This window comes from Desulfovibrio sp. ZJ200, assembly GCF_011039095.1.
Classification (GTDB): Bacteria; Desulfobacterota; Desulfovibrionia; order Desulfovibrionales; family Desulfovibrionaceae; genus Desulfovibrio.
The window spans coordinates 1-13,629 of sequence record NZ_JAAKEH010000030.1 but is presented as its reverse complement, the minus strand read 5'-3'; the positions used below and the strand labels follow the sequence as shown (position 1 = coordinate 13,629).

Genomic DNA, 13,629 nt, shown 5'->3' with positions numbered 1-13,629 from the left:
ATGAGCGGCTTACGGATGAAGACAGCAATTTGGTTACTCGTCTTCCCGTTCTTCCGCACCGCTGTCGCTGATCGTAACTTCCTCTGGCGTAACGGTCAGCGCAAAATCCATTGGCCGCGAATACTCGGTCAGGGCCGTATCCAGGTTTTTGTCAAACTCGGCTGCCAGCGCTTCCGCCTTGGTGACATCACCGCCCACCATACGGATATAATCCGCCACATACAGCCGGAACACGCTGCGCAGCCCCACGTCCAGGGCGCTGGCCCGGCTGGCCAGCTCCAGGGCCACATCCTCGCGCAGGATGTATTTGCCTGCCTTGACCTTGCGATCAAAGGCGATGGCCAGGCGCTGCTCGCGGGTCTTGGCCACTTTCTCTTCCAATTCCTGCCGGGCCAGGTCCGACATGGCGTCGGCCTCTTTTTCCGGGAGCGCATATGCCTGCAAGGTGCTGGCATACATATCCACATCGCGCTGGCGGAAACTGCCGTCCGCCTGACGGCGCAGGTAGCCGCGTTTCAAGTCCTTGTATATCTGGGACTGGCTGGCCTTGCGGCCCTGCTCCACCAAATAGGCCAGCACGTCCTTCACGCTGCCGAAATTGCCGCCGTTCTGCTTGCTCATAGCGTCCCTCAACATTTGAGTGGCGCGATCCAGGGCGGCCAGATTGGCAGAGGACGGATCATCCTTGACCCGCCGCTTGGCGTCTTCCTTGGCTTTCAGCAGCAGGGGCACGTCCGTGCCGCTGCTGCGCTCAAGCAATGACTCCAGGTTTTGTTCCACATCCGCCATGTTCCGTTCCTTTTCGCCCAGCTCGCGCCGTTATCGGGCTCTTGACCGAACCCGTTGCGGGAGGCTAGGCTTAACAATGTAGGGACGTTAGGCCTAGCCTGATGCCTTCACAGGGGCGGTACTCGCAATACCGCCCTGCTTTTTTATTCCAAAGAGTTAGCGCAGGGCACAATCTCGGTATTTTGAAACATTGCTTTTTTGCGGCTCAAAGTAGCGCCGCAATTCCGTAGCAAGACTCTTGCTTCCCGGTACGGGACCGCGTTCATTGGCTTCCCACCATTCATAGAAGGCGGCATAAACGCGCATGAAAGGCAGGTTTTGACCTGGAATGCGCGTCATGCACTGGGCAATGAAGCGTTGAATACGCTCTCTTTTGGGATCACGTTTGGTTTTTCCCGTCATGGTGCACAGACGGACAAAATATTCTTCCATTTCATGGACACCCCAACCTTCCTCCTTGGCCATGCTCGTGGCCTGCTCCAGCAGTCGGATACGTTGTGAAGACTCCAGTTGGAGCACCGCAGGGGAAAAGAGCCTGTCGTCCCCGAAAGTTTCTTCTTCCGGCCCGGTGGGGTTCTCTTGGGTCGTGTGGGGTGTTTCGTACCGCCCGGTCTTGCGCAGGGCGGGCAGAACCTCTCCGGCCAGCCATTTCTGGAAGGGCAGCGCGCCGGGCTTGTCGCTGCGGTTCAGGAAGAAGTACATGCCTTGCTCGGAGAGAGTGAGCATTTCCTGTGTGCCTCCCCGAGGGGTAACAACGGATGTGACCCCTCGCCATTCGTCAGGGACATGGGCAATACGGGCGGCCCCATTCCATTCATAGCCAAGGGCCAAGGCCACGTCCTTGGCCACGAACCAAGGATTGCCGTTTTCATCGTTGATGACGCGCACCAGATTGTCGCCAAAGGCGAAGGGCATCAGAGCATTAGACATGGAACACCTCCGAAGGGAAGGGAATAATTACGGATTTTCCACGACGACGCTTAGGTATGGCAACCGAGCGCAGCATCACTGTATTTTGGAGTTCGGCTACTTCATTTTTCAAGTCGGAAAGCCATAGGGTAGCCAGAGCCAGTTGCCGCGTATGCTCGTGCACAATCTCTTGAAGTTGAGCCAGTTCATAAGCAGAGAGGGAAGATTGGGAAGACATGAGGCACCTCGTGTTGATTAAGTGGGTCGGGCACAAAAAAAGCAAGACGACGCTCCCCGGCTCAACACAGCCGCCGGGGCCTCGCGGACACCCGGACGTCGCCTTGCCAATATGTACCCGCACCCCAAGAGGTGCTTTGGTGGCAAGAACAAAAAAGACCGCTCTTTTCACCGTGTGGGGCACGGCAAAGGCGACGGCTACGCCTGTGTTGATTAGGGAAGTTCAGCTTCCCCAAAACTGCTGTAGAAGTCAAGAGCGGACTACGCATGTAAGCCTCCGCTCAGTTCCCTGAACGTCATTCCGTCGCTGTCCCGCACCGCCTGCCCGCCGCTGTATTCCTGCCAGCGCCGGATGATCACCTCGACGAATTTTGGGTCCGCCTCCATGATCCGCGCCGCCCGGTTCAGGCGCTCGCAGGCCATGAGCGTTGAGCCCGAGCCCCCGAAAAAATCGCCCACCAGACCGCCTCTGGGACTGGAGTTGGCCACCATCGGCTCAATGAGCGCCACCGGCTTCATGGTCGGGTGCAAATCCGAGCGCGCCGGTTTGAGCGCGTCCATGATCGTGGTGGGCAATTCCTCCACGCGGACGGCCTCGCCGCTCAGGCGATACAGGCGATTTTCCAGGCAAAACTGCCAGGTGCCGTCCTCCATTTCTCGCAGGCCCGGCAGTTTTGCCTCAAACAGCGTGCGCTGCTTGCGGTTGCCGTACCAGCGGTGCGCGGCCCCGCGCCGCCAGCCGTACAAGATGGGTTCGTGCTGGAAGTGGTAGTCGCCGCGCCCCAGGACCGCCGTCTGCTTGCGCCAGATCAGGCAAGCCGCCAGCTTGAACCCGGCCGCCGTAAACGCGCGCCGGAACGCGATGCCGTCCCCGGCCTCGGAATGGGCCACATAGATGCCCCCGCCAGGGCGCAGGGACTCGTGCATGATCCGATGCACCGTGGCCAAAAATTCGTCAAAGTCCGCAGCCGACATTTTGTCGTTGCGGATCTTCCCGGCCTTGCCCTGGTAATCCACGTTGTACGGCGGGTCGGTCCAGATCATGTCCAATGGCGCATCGCCCAGCAGCCGGCGCGCGTCGGCCATGCTGCGGGAGTCGCCGCACATCACCTTGTGCCGGCCCAGAGTCCAGATCTCTCCGTCGCGCACCACCGGCACCGCGGGCGGCTCCGGCGCGTCGTCCGGGTCTTTGCCGTCCGTGCCCATGTCCATAAGCATCTGATCCAGCTCGCGTTGGTCGAAGCCGGTCACGGCCAGGTCCATGTCCGCCAGTTGCAGGGCGCGAAGTTCCTGTAGCAGCAATTCCTCATCCCAATCCGCCCAGGTGGCCGAGCGGTTGACCAGGATGCGGAAGGCCCGGATCTGCGCCTCGCTCATGTCGTCAGCCGGAATGACCGGCACCGTGGCCATGTCCATGACCAGCGCAGCCTTGTAGCGCAAGTGGCCGTCGATGAGCTCCCCGTCGCTGCGGGCCAGCACCGGCACGCGGAAGCCGAACTCGCGCAGGGACTCCACCATGCGGTTCACCACATGGTCGTTCTTGCGCGGATTGCGCTCATAGGGACGCAGACGCTCCACCGGCCAGTGCTCAATGCGCAGATCAGACATGGTACGGCTCCATACGGTTTTGGGCATCCCGCAGAAACACGGGCAGGCCCAGTTTCAAGGCGAAATCGATTTCCGCCGCCACGCCCACGCTGTCCTGCCATCCGGGCAAGGTGAGCACACAGAGTTCGGTCGCCCAGTAGTCCAGAAAGGACAGACAGTGCCGCTGCCAGTAGTCGAATTCCACCGGGAGATCATACGCGGCCAGGGGATGGCCGTGCGCAATGGGCGAGAACACCAGGAAGCCGTCGCGCATCATGGCCGCCGCAGCAGCGCAGACCGCCTCATACCGGGCCGCGCGCAGTCGTGGGTCCGGATCGGTATACGGGCTCGCCAGATAACACCGTCTATACGGACGCATGCAACGCCTCCTCAAAAACAGGGGACTGCAACAGCCCCAACAGGCACAACGGATGGCCCGCGCATTTTTTGCAGTCACGGCGGTATTTCCACCAGAACGGCGGATCGGTGAACGGGCACGGCAGCAGACACTCGGGATCGTCCAGAGGATGCGCGCGCATGGCGCGCACCAGTTCGTCCACTGAGGTGTGCATTTCCCTGGGCAGCGCCACGGCCTCGAGACTGGAAACGTCCGGCACCGGCCAGCAACGGCCCCTTTCCCCCGATGCCGAAGGCGCAACCCGCGACTCTCCCACTGCCCCGGCAGGCAGGGAAACAGCGATTTCGCTCCGGTCCAATGCCTGACCAGCCATTGAAGTGGCGGGATCAGCAGCGAGCAGCGGCACGCCGGTGAATATCCACTCCGCCAGATTGATCCCCAGGGCGAAAGCTTCGCCGGGATCTTTGCCGTCGGGCACCGGCCAGAGCCGGGCCTGGGGATAGGTGCGCTGCCACCACGGCCACGCGTCCGCGCCCGGGTTGCTGCCGTCGGCCTTGTCCGCATCGAAATCCAGAGCCACCAGGATGCGCGCCGCACGGGCCAACGCCGCATGCGCAAGAGCGTCCGGCTTGAAGCGCACCGTCAGGATGGACAGCACACCGACCTTGCCCCCGCAGGCATGATGCACGGCCATTGCGTCCATCTCCGCTTCCACAACCACCCATGTGGCCAGGTCAGGGGACACGCCCGCCGGCGGCAGCATGAGCGGCGCGGAGTACGGCTGCCCAGGCTGCGGCACCAGCAGGTACTTGGGGTCTTTGGGATTGTTCGGGTTCCGGTCCACGTCCCGTCGCCGGATGCGGACGCGCAGGCATTCGCCGGCGGAACTCCAGACCGGGATAGTGATCCCGCGCGGGATGCGCAGAGCCCGGACGGGCTTGCCCTCGGCGCCGAGCTTTTCCGGCAGCCCGAATGCGGCCCGGGCGCGGTATATGCAGTCCCGCTGATGGCCTTCGGCCTCAATGTATCCGAGGCGGTAGGCGCGCACGGCCGTTACCGGCAGACCGCGCCGGGCCAGATACCGGAGCATGGGCGGCGTCTGCAGCAAACGCTCATACGCCTCCAGGGCCAGCTTGGTGGCGTGCTCACGCCACATTGCCGCCGGAGGCTCGTACCGGCCGGGAGTGAAGACATTCTTTTCCGCCCGATGCGGAACCCGCACCGGCCTGTATCCGCGCGGGCGGTCCTTTGCATCCGCCGCAATGCCCAGCTTGGCGCAGGCGGCCTTGAACGACAGTCCGTCAATTTCCATGAGCCAGGTGAGGGCGTCGCCCCCCTTCTCGCAATGACGCGGGCACGACCAGGTACCGGTGAGGCCGTGCTTCTGGCACAGTGCGCCGCCCGGCTGCTCCGGGAACACGGCGAACCGGTCTTCGCCGCCGCACATCGGGCAGGGCGAATGATACTCGCCCCCCTTGCTGCCGCTGGCTTTTTTGATCTTGGAGGGCTCTACCTTCTGACGCAGCCACGACAGCAACAGATCAGACATGGGTTCCTCCCATGCTCCCGGCCCTTTCAGAGCAAACCAGAGGTCGCAAGCTCCCAAACTCCGGGCCTTTTCTTCCTTTTTTGGGATTATGGGAGGATCGGCCTGATACTACGCGCGCGCGAAAAGACCGATCATGGATCGCAGTATCTTGAGAGGTGCGCGCGCGTGGGGTTACAGGACGCAGCTCCCATCTTCCCATTTTGCAAAAAACATATGTCATTCCAACAGGATGCACATGGATATCATGGGGGATCGCCTGGGAGGTTGGGAGGATGGCGGCCATTATGAGCGCCTCCGGGACTTGCGGTCTTCTTCCTCGGCCAGATCCAGTTCGTACTCGTTCTGGATTTCCTGGCGCACGGTGACCCCCAGGTAGTACATGACCGAACTCTTCTTCGTGGGGATGCCCTTTTTCTCCAGCGCCGGCGTGAACTTCTTGGGCGTATAGGGATAGGAATTGCCCAGGATTTTCTTGCACCACCAGTTGCAGACCTTCAGCAGCTCGGAGGCCGCGATGCGGGTTTCATACTCACGGCCGCCTGTGGGCGGTTCCTCCACCTCGCAGCACTCCTTCAGGAACTTGCCGATGTCGTCGAAGCTGTCGATCTGCTCCTCAGTGTAGCGCAGCACCTTCTCCGGGATGCGCAGGCCGTTGGCCATGACGTCCCGGCAGCCCCGGACCAGGCGGGCCAGAATGCCGGAATCCTCCGGCTCCATCTTTTGGGCGATGTCGTAGTCGATCCGGCGCTCCCATCCTTTGACGGGATTGGCCACAAACTTGACCGGCCACTCGATGCAGATGGTGCGGGCCTTGAAGCCGTCGTCATCAAAGCTGATCTTGGGCAGGTAGTTGGTCAGCAACAGCAGCAGCGCCGACTGCCGCCACTCGGTCATGTCCTTGTCCGTGATGCCTCGGGCCGTGATGTAGCCGCCGCCGGTCAAGTCTTTGATCTTGGCCTGATCCAGCGCCTGGCGGCTGTTGGCTTCCGAGGCGTAGGCGATGCGCGTGCCGCGTAGCGCCAGCAAATCCGGCTGCGGCTGCGAGCTGTCCCGCTGGAACTTCTGTTCAACCAGCATGGCCACCGGAATACGTACATGCAGACGTTTGCCCAGGACGCGCTTGATCACGTTCATCAGCGTGTCCTTGCCATTCCGCGACAGGGGCCCGTACATGATGGCCCAGATGTGCAGGTGTTTCTCGCCCAGCAGGGCATAGCCCAGGAGCCGGACGATGAAGTCGGCCATCTCCTGATCGTCGCCCATGCAGGTCAGCAGGAACTGGTCGAAGTTCGGACAAGGCGCGTCGAGCCCGGCCCAGGGCGTAGGGCACGGGTTGAGCATGTATTGCTCCTGCTTGCCGGGGGAACATTCGCCGGTGCGCAGATCGACCACACCGGTGGGCGTGGCCAGATGGTACGGCTGCTGATCCAACTGCTCGGCGGAGATGACCGGAGGATCGTCGATGGTGGTGACGCACTCCAGCATCTCCTTGCGGCCAGGCGCGCCGCGCAGGGATTTGAGCCGCCCCATCAGCAGCTTGTGCAGAGGGGAACCGTCCTCGTCGCCAGCTTCGGCCCAGGCATCCTGGTAGGCGGCGCAGACCCGCTCCGCATCAGCCAAGGCACGCCGACTGCGCTTGTCTATCTCCCAATGATGGCCAGCCCAGTACAGCCACTTTTCCCACTCCTGAACGAAGACGTACTTGTCCCGGAACAGGGCACAGTAGAGGGTGGCATCACCCACTTTATTGCGGGACAGGCAGTCGAGTACGAAGTGCCTGTCGAGCTTAGGCCGCTCCTCTTTTGCCGGAGGGGTCTTCTTAGCGGTTTTGGCCTTGATCTGCTCCGCGCGCTGCTCCACCTTGGCCTTTACATCAGACGACATACGGCTCCTTCGGAGCGGCTTCCTCCCCATGACGCGGCAGCCGGGCTTTCTATTTTTACCCAAGATTTTTCTTTTTCATTCGCGGCCGAAAGCCGGGAGCGCACGGCCCTCGGTCGCTTGAAGGCCAGGAAGGACCCATAGGCATGGGGGGCGTGGGAGCATTGGTCTGATTTTTTTGGGGTGGGGTGAAAGGGGAGCGAGGGAGCGCCCCTTCCGGAGCGGGCTCCGCCCGCAAAAGGAAGCGCCCGCATACTCCCTACGACGACGGCACCGGCAACGTGGCCAGACATCCCTCGCACGCACTTACACGCGGGCGCACTGCCAGATAGACAAACCAGCGAGACATGAGCTCCAAACTGGTTACAAATGTTGGTTACAAAAGCACCTGTTGCTGGATGCATTTCCATGCTCCCAGGTGCTGCTGAACGCATTGGAAATCAAAGGCGGCGAACGCTAACCAAACGGCTTTCACGCCGTCGACAGGGGTTCAAATCCCCTTGGGGACGCCAAGCAAATTACAAGCGTAGCAATGTGCCTTCAGGGCATATTTCTACGCTTTTTGCTTTTTTCCGGCCCGCCCACCTCATAAGCCCTTTCCGGTTCTGGTTCCTCCAGGCCGAAAAGGGCTTTTTTGTCTCCTCTCCTCTGCTTTGCACGATCCGCAGTTTTTGCCAGCGGCATTTTTCTTATCCAAAAGCCACGGCTGTCAATAGCTTTGCGCTGTTACTTGAATGCGAAACAGCAAAAGACGGCTTACATTACCCTGTCAACCCCTATTTTAGCAGGAGGAAGGAATGCCCAAGGAAGTGATGAACGCTGTAGCCTCGGATGCCTTTACCCAGGCTCAGGAAGGCTTTGCCGTACCGCTCGATCCTGATCTGGCGGACGCTCTGGGCGCTTTCACGGAAGAGGTTCTGGTGTCTGAGCTGTAATGGAATTTTTATCTAAAGCGAAACCGCCCGCCTGGGCGGTCGCCGGGGCGTGGCGGCCCCGGCCTGATGAGCAGCCCAATCAGGAGGACAAAAATATGAAGAGGCATCAGGAAAGTACGGGTGTATTGCTGCTGGATGATATTTACGAATCCACGGATCCAGCGGTGAAGCGATACATCATGCAGATCATGGAAGAGGAAATGGACAAGGCGCAGGAACGCGCCCTCGTCCGCGTGGCTCAGAAGTTCAGGCATCTGCTTTCTCCCCAGATGCAGCAGACCCTGGCCGCACAGTATCCGGTGACGGCGCTGGCGGCGTCGGCCTGATTTCTCTCTGGCATTACAACGAGCTGAGGCTACGGAATATATGAACTAAGGGAAAAGCCAAAAGAAAACCGCGCACTGTGATTGCAGTCACAATACGCGGCCGCCCTCGCGGGACTCACTCAAAAAAACACTGATGTGAGAATACCCGCAAAAGATGCCGGCGTCAAGCCTGGGGGGCTCCTTTTTTGCCTTTTTCCCGCCACACAAAAAGAGGGCGGTGAAGCATGGAAACCCTGAATCCTTCCGCATACTTCCTGCGGGTGTCAGACAAATTTTTCGGCGAGTTCATCTGTTTTGACAAGGCCGTTTCGGACGGGCCGACCTTGCTTTATCTGACTTTGTTCCGCAAGGCCTACAAGGGGGGCGTCTGCCGCTCCTCGCAGGCCACTCTGGCCAGACTCTGCAAATGTTCCGTGCGTTCCATACAGCACTATCTTCGCGCACTTGCCGCCCTCGAATACATCAGTATTGAACAACAGGAGGACGGCCGTAACGTCTACCGTCTGCTTCTCAGCCAGCGGGTTCTCTTCTTCATCGCCCAGGAGAGAGCCGCCATGGATGACAATGACGACGGTAACGAAAAGGGCGAAGAATTTTCGTCATGCCATGCGAAAAATCGACGCATGGGAGGCGAAAATTCTTCGCCCATATATAAGAGTAATAAGAGTATTATTCCCCCCCTTTCCCCCCACTCGTCGGCAAGACGCGAGCCCTCCCCCTCTGCTCGCGCTCCGCTTCCCAGCACAACGCCCGTCACAGCCTCCAAAGCCGGCGGGTGGGGGGATTCTTTTCCCCGGAAAAAGCAGAAAGGCAACACATCGGCGTTCCAGACGGCCAATGCGCTCTTTGAGCGCCTTTATGCGGCCTACCCGCGCAAGGAGGCCAAAGAATCGGCCCGCGCCGTATGGCATCAGCTCTGGCGGCGCGGCGCGCTGCCAGCCCTGGATATTTTGCTGGCGGCCCTGGATCGCTTTCGTTCCTCCACCGCCTGGAACCGGGAGCACGGCCGCTTTGTTCCCCATCTGGCGAACTGGCTGCGTGGCCGACGCTGGGAAGATGAAGCCGCCGTTCCTCTTGCTTCTTCCTCTGGCGTCCCTGTCGCGCCGTCCGCTTCTCCTGAAAAAGCCGAACAGATCCGGCGCTGCCTGGAACGCCTGGGGGATCGGCATAGTGCTGATCCGTCCCTGGCAGAAGCGCGCCCCGTTTTCGAGAAATTCCTTTCCTGCTTTGCCGACGGCGGAAAGAGCGGCCCTGCCTGGGGCCTCTGGTCGTTGCTGTTCCGGAAGGGCAAAGCCCCCTCGGCGGGCGACGTGAAGGGCCGTGGTATGATGGACGCTTTTGTATTCCTCCAGAACTGGCAACGAGGTGTCCATGCCTCGGCTTAGACCCGGCTTGGCGCGGGTTGAATTTTTTGCCGTGCGCGAAGATGTCATGGCCTTGCTGAACCAGGGGCACACATACGCCAGTGCCTATGACCGGCTCAAGGAAGCGGGAAAAATCAGTATGAGCTACAGCGCGTTCCGCAATTACGTGCATACCCGTAGCCGCCCGAAGCCCGAAGCTGAAGAAGCGGCAGCACGGACGCCTCCTGCCGGCACGGCCCCTCCAAGGGTGAGCGCCAATGGTGCTCAGGCATTTGACGGCAAAAACGCAGTTCCTCTTTCTGACTTGCTGACTGGAGAGTGAGACATACATGGCCACAATTCATTTTATACTGCAAGGGAAGGGCGGGGTGGGAAAATCCATGATCGCCGTGATGCTGTACCAGGCTCTCCGGCATTTCAAAAAAGAGATCCTGGCCTACGACACGGACCCGGTAAACGCCACTCTCTCTTCGTTCAAAGAGTTCAATGTGGCTTCTCTGGACATTATGCGGGACGGGAACATTGACGCCCGCAAGTTTGATGTGCTGCTGGAAGCTCTGGTCAACGCCCCGCAAGGCGCGCATGTCATTGTGGACAATGGGGCGTCCTCCTTCATTGCCCTGGGCGCGTATCTCGCGGAAAACGACTTTCTGCCCCTGCTGGAAGAGCAAGGGCACAAGGTCTTTTTTCATTCCATTGTCACGGGCGGTCAGGCCCTGGGCGACACGATCCAGGGTTTGGCCAGGCTGGCCCTCGGCTTCCCCACCTCTCCCATTGTGGTCTGGCTCAATCCCTTTTTTGGCGAGATTGCCATAGATGGCAAGGGCTTTGAGGAGTTCAAAATCTACAAGGAGTACTCCTCGCAGTTCCATGCGCTGATCGAACTGCCAATGGGCAACAAGGCCCTGATCGGCAAAGATCTGGAGGAACTGTTTGCCAAGCGCCAGAGCTTTGAGGCCGGGATCAACGGCAGCTCCACCTCCATTGCGGTCAAGGCGCGCCTGCGGCGCTACTGGAATCAGATTCTCTCCTGCGTCGAGCAGGCGGATCTGCTTTAAGGAGGCTGCCCCATGTCCGACGATCTGCCTCCTGATGCAATTTTGCAAAACCGGCCGGATGCAACGCCCGCTGCCGACAACGCGCCGCAATCTTCGCCCGCGCCCCAAGCGGAGCCATGCCTGCCGGACGGCTTGGGCCTGTCCGTGGAGGACGTGCGCGCCCTGCTGGCCAAAAAGCACAATCTGGCCGTGCCGGTGGATGACCCGCTGCTGATGATGGTCACGATCCAGAATGCTTTTCTTGGAGCGCAAACACAACTCCAGAAAAGGCATGAAAAAGCCCTGGCCGCCTTTATGGGCGAGCAGACCGCGACCTACATGTCAGGCGTGGAAAAGAGCGTGTCCGAGCTGCGGAAAACACTGTCCGACGTGACCATCAACGGCATCCGGGATGCGGCCTCGGACTTCGCGGCCACCCTGTCCGGCTTCAAAACCACGCTGTACATCTGCACGGCCATCATAGGGCTTTCAGCCCTGCTCAATGTGGCCGTCTTCATCCTGAAGGCGGTGCAAGATGTTTGATGCTCGCCTGCTGGAAAGCCTGGAATACAACTGCGGCCCGCTCATTATGCAGCCGCTGCGGGACGATGAAGTTATTGAAATCATGCTCAATCCGGACGGTCAATTATGGATTGAACGCTACGGCCAGGAACAGGAACATATCGGAGAACTTCACCAGGCCCAAAGCAAGCTGATCCTCTCTCTGGTGGCCAGCGCTCTGAACATCACTGTGGATGCGCTGCATCCGGTGGTGGAAGGGAGCTTTCCCCTGGACGGCTCCCGTTTTGAGGGCACCTTTCCGCCGCTGGTGGGGCCGGGAGCGTCTTTTTCCCTGCGCAAGAAAGCCTCGCGGATCATCACCATGCCGGAATACCTGGCGCAGGGCGTGATAACGCCGGAAGTGCCGCCTATTATCCGCGCCGCAATTCTGGATCGCAAAAATATCGTCGTGGTGGGCGGCACCTCCAGCGGCAAGACCACCTTTGTGAATGCGATCATTCATGAACTGGATGAACTCTGCCCGCATGATCGCCTGCTGATCCTGGAGGACACAGCGGAACTGCAATCCCGCGCGCCCAACTCGGTTTTTTTCCTGACTTCGGAACTGGCCGGCATGGGCATGCGCCAGTTGGCAAAGGTCAGCATGCGCTATGCGCCGCGCCGTATTCTGGTGGGCGAAGTGCTGCGCGGCCTGATGGAAGGCTGGGCCGCCATAGCCGGCTACAGCCTGATCTGGAATGCGCAGAACGACTAGAAATGCGCAGTTCCGCCAGGTTTTCCGGCATCTTTGTGGACGCGGTGAAAAACTTTTTTGCGGCTCTTCAGGCCAATGGCCTGGCCCTGCGCGTGACCATCTATCAGGGCAACAAGGTCATGGAAGTGTCGGAGCACCAGAGGCGGAGGAATGGGGATGTACGCGAGCCAGAATTGCAGCGCGTTTGCCGGAATGGGCAACCATATCCAGCTCATAGGTAACCTGGCAGTTAAGCCAGAATTCCGCGCTGTTGCCAAAATAAGCGGCAAGGCGCACCGCCGTGTCGGCGGAGATGCCGCGCTTGCCGGCGACAATGCCCTGAACCCGGCTCTGCGGCATGCCCGTGTCCAGGGCCAGACGCGTCTGGCTCAGGCCCATAGGCTTCAAAAACTCTTCGTTCAAAATTTCGCCCGGATGAACGGGCGGCATGCGGTCGTGCATCATGGCCTCCTAGAGTATATTGCTTTTAAAACGCTCGCTCCGGCGCTTAACGGCGAAAGTAAATTTCGCCTGCGTCTGCGCGGCGGGCATGGCTGCGCCCTGCCAGAGCGTTTAGCTAATTTCATTAGCAAAACGCTCTAATGGTAATCAACAATTTCGACACAATGCGCGTTTCCTTCACTCCAGACAAAGCAGATGCGCCATTGGCTGTTGATGCGGATGCTGTATTGCCCGGCCCGGTCACCTTTGAGGGCTTCCAACCGGTTCCCCGGGGGAACGCGCACGTCATTCAGGCAAACGGCGTTGTGCAGAATTTTGAGCTTGCGCATGGCGGCGCGCTGGATATCCGACGGCAGGTCGGCAACGCGGATGCCCCGAAACAGGCTTTCCGCCCGGCTGTCTTTGTAGCTCACAATCATGACAAAAGAATAACACTAAAAACGTGTAATGGCAATCATATTACAGGGTAGCACATGAAAAACCCTCACTTCTTGCGCAGCATAGCCCTTCTTCCTGGCGTCCTCCTGTTCGGCTGCGCTCACAAGGGCGCGCCGGATCAGGAGCTGATAGAGGCCAAGGGCAGAGACTTCACCACGCTCTCCCGCTCCAGGGCCGTGGACGTGGCCGAGCCCTGCATGGAGGCACTGCTGGCTCAGCCCACTGTTGCCAACGGCTGGCAGCTCAGCAAAGCCTCCTGCTCAGGCCGGGCCGTCAGCGTGACCTGGGCGCACCAGAGTCAGGCTGATTTTCTGAGCCTGCCGGACCAGGCTGCTTTGAAAAGCCCACAGCTCGCAGTTTCCAGACTGACGCTGACCACAGACCGCAAGGCCCGCACGGGCCAGAACTATCCGGCCATCCTGACGCGGGAAAGCGCTGCCCGGCATCTCTACCAGATTACCCAACAGGCGGGCGCCCGGCTGCGCCTGACATTTCAGAAGCC

17 protein-coding genes and 1 other RNA gene are annotated in these 13,629 nt (G+C 60.1%); 9 read left to right on the top strand and 9 right to left on the bottom strand.

Annotated elements, in window-relative coordinates:
- Window positions 1-33 precede the first annotated feature (33 nt).
- The 7 genes from G7Y52_RS09595 to G7Y52_RS09565 all read right to left on the bottom strand — a co-directional run bounded on the left by G7Y52_RS09595 (window position 34) and on the right by G7Y52_RS09565 (window position 7,313).
- A complete protein-coding gene (locus G7Y52_RS09595; protein WP_165070986.1) occupies window positions 34-789 on the bottom strand; it encodes a hypothetical protein in 756 nt (251 codons plus the stop codon).
- Window positions 790-945: 156 nt separating this feature from the next.
- Window positions 946-1,719 carry a BRO family protein gene (locus G7Y52_RS09590; protein WP_165070983.1) on the bottom strand — a complete coding sequence of 258 codons (774 nt, stop codon included), beginning with the start codon at window positions 1,717-1,719 and terminating at the stop codon, window positions 946-948.
- A complete protein-coding gene (locus G7Y52_RS09585; protein ID WP_165070978.1) occupies window positions 1,712-1,936 on the bottom strand; it encodes a hypothetical protein in 225 nt (74 codons plus the stop codon). Before G7Y52_RS09585 ends, G7Y52_RS09590 begins: the two co-directional genes overlap by 8 nt.
- Window positions 1,937-2,196: 260 nt before the next feature.
- A complete protein-coding gene (locus tag G7Y52_RS09580) occupies window positions 2,197-3,543 on the bottom strand; it encodes a DNA modification methylase (RefSeq protein WP_165070976.1) in 1,347 nt (448 codons plus the stop codon).
- The gene (locus tag G7Y52_RS09575; protein ID WP_165070973.1) at window positions 3,536-3,901 is read right to left on the bottom strand and encodes a DUF1937 family protein; all 366 of its coding nucleotides are present in this window, start codon (window positions 3,899-3,901) and stop codon (window positions 3,536-3,538) included. The genes G7Y52_RS09580 and G7Y52_RS09575 overlap by 8 nt, the downstream gene beginning before the upstream one ends.
- A complete protein-coding gene (locus tag G7Y52_RS09570; protein ID WP_165070969.1) occupies window positions 3,888-5,429 on the bottom strand; it encodes a primase-helicase zinc-binding domain-containing protein in 1,542 nt (513 codons plus the stop codon). Before G7Y52_RS09570 ends, G7Y52_RS09575 begins: the two co-directional genes overlap by 14 nt.
- Window positions 5,430-5,711: 282 nt before the next feature.
- On the bottom strand, window positions 5,712-7,313 hold the full coding sequence (locus tag G7Y52_RS09565; protein ID WP_165070964.1) for a phage/plasmid primase, P4 family: 1,602 nt from the start codon (window positions 7,311-7,313) through the stop codon (window positions 5,712-5,714).
- Window positions 7,314-8,107: 794 nt separating this feature from the next.
- Between G7Y52_RS09565 and G7Y52_RS09560 the strand changes: the two genes are divergently transcribed.
- From G7Y52_RS09560 to G7Y52_RS09525, 8 genes are all read left to right on the top strand, one after another.
- The gene (locus G7Y52_RS09560; RefSeq protein WP_165070961.1) at window positions 8,108-8,245 is read left to right on the top strand and encodes a hypothetical protein; all 138 of its coding nucleotides are present in this window, start codon (window positions 8,108-8,110) and stop codon (window positions 8,243-8,245) included.
- 15 nt (window positions 8,246-8,260) lie between these two features.
- Window positions 8,261-8,325, top strand: an RNA gene (locus G7Y52_RS09555) — hammerhead ribozyme type II.
- 15 nt (window positions 8,326-8,340) lie between these two features.
- Window positions 8,341-8,571, top strand: coding sequence for a hypothetical protein (locus G7Y52_RS09550; protein ID WP_241159690.1), 231 nt, complete (start codon window positions 8,341-8,343; stop codon window positions 8,569-8,571).
- Window positions 8,572-8,795: 224 nt separating this feature from the next.
- Window positions 8,796-9,956 carry a helix-turn-helix domain-containing protein gene (locus tag G7Y52_RS09545; RefSeq protein WP_165070959.1) on the top strand — a complete coding sequence of 387 codons (1,161 nt, stop codon included), beginning with the start codon at window positions 8,796-8,798 and terminating at the stop codon, window positions 9,954-9,956.
- 7 nt (window positions 9,957-9,963) lie between these two features.
- The gene (locus G7Y52_RS09540) at window positions 9,964-10,257 is read left to right on the top strand and encodes a TraK family protein (protein WP_165070956.1); all 294 of its coding nucleotides are present in this window, start codon (window positions 9,964-9,966) and stop codon (window positions 10,255-10,257) included.
- Window positions 10,258-10,264: 7 nt separating this feature from the next.
- Window positions 10,265-10,993, top strand: coding sequence for a conjugal transfer protein TraL (locus tag G7Y52_RS09535; protein ID WP_165070954.1), 729 nt, complete (start codon window positions 10,265-10,267; stop codon window positions 10,991-10,993).
- 12 nt (window positions 10,994-11,005) lie between these two features.
- On the top strand, window positions 11,006-11,515 hold the full coding sequence (locus tag G7Y52_RS09530; RefSeq protein WP_165070951.1) for a hypothetical protein: 510 nt from the start codon (window positions 11,006-11,008) through the stop codon (window positions 11,513-11,515).
- Entirely contained in the window at window positions 11,508-12,248 is a 741-nt protein-coding gene (locus G7Y52_RS09525; protein WP_241159689.1) for an ATPase, T2SS/T4P/T4SS family, read from the top strand. The genes G7Y52_RS09530 and G7Y52_RS09525 overlap by 8 nt, the downstream gene beginning before the upstream one ends.
- 117 nt (window positions 12,249-12,365) lie before the next feature.
- Here the strand turns inward: G7Y52_RS09525 and G7Y52_RS09515 are convergent, their stop codons facing one another.
- Window positions 12,366-12,626, bottom strand: coding sequence for a HigA family addiction module antitoxin (locus tag G7Y52_RS09515; RefSeq protein ID WP_241159692.1), 261 nt, complete (start codon window positions 12,624-12,626; stop codon window positions 12,366-12,368).
- Between the two features lie 200 nt (window positions 12,627-12,826).
- A complete protein-coding gene (locus G7Y52_RS09510; protein ID WP_165070947.1) occupies window positions 12,827-13,108 on the bottom strand; it encodes a type II toxin-antitoxin system RelE/ParE family toxin in 282 nt (93 codons plus the stop codon).
- A 54-nt stretch (window positions 13,109-13,162) separates the two neighbouring features.
- Here G7Y52_RS09510 and G7Y52_RS09505 point away from each other — a divergent pair.
- A partial coding sequence (locus G7Y52_RS09505; RefSeq protein WP_165070945.1) for a hypothetical protein occupies window positions 13,163-13,629 on the top strand: 467 nt, incomplete at its 3' end.